This window comes from Sphingomonas sp. 10B4 (genome assembly GCF_035019905.1).
GTDB lineage: Bacteria > Pseudomonadota > Alphaproteobacteria > Sphingomonadales > Sphingomonadaceae > Sphingomonas > Sphingomonas glacialis.
Genome location: NZ_JASJVC010000267.1, coordinates 1 through 283, shown reverse-complemented (window position 1 = coordinate 283; position 283 = coordinate 1). Strand labels below are relative to the sequence as shown.

Below are 283 nucleotides of genomic sequence, written 5' to 3'. Positions count from 1 at the left end.
ATTGTATGACGTGTGAAGCCCTACCCATAAGGGCCATGAGGACTTGACGTCATCCCCACCTTCCTCCGGTTTGTCACCGGCAGTCTCATTAGAGTGCTCACCTTAAATGTAGCAACTAATGACAAGGGTTGCGCTCGTTGCGGGACTTAACCCAACATCTCACGACACGAGCTGACGACAGCCATGCAGCACCTGTGTTACGATTCTCTTGCGAGCACACCTAAATCTCTTCAGGCTTTCGTACATGTCAAGGGTAGGTAAGGTTTTTCGCGTTGCATCGAAT

General features: G+C 50.2%; 1 rRNA gene. It reads right to left on the bottom strand.

The features are described from left to right. A 16S ribosomal RNA gene (locus QN347_RS19760) occupies positions 1-283 on the bottom strand; the annotation flags it as partial.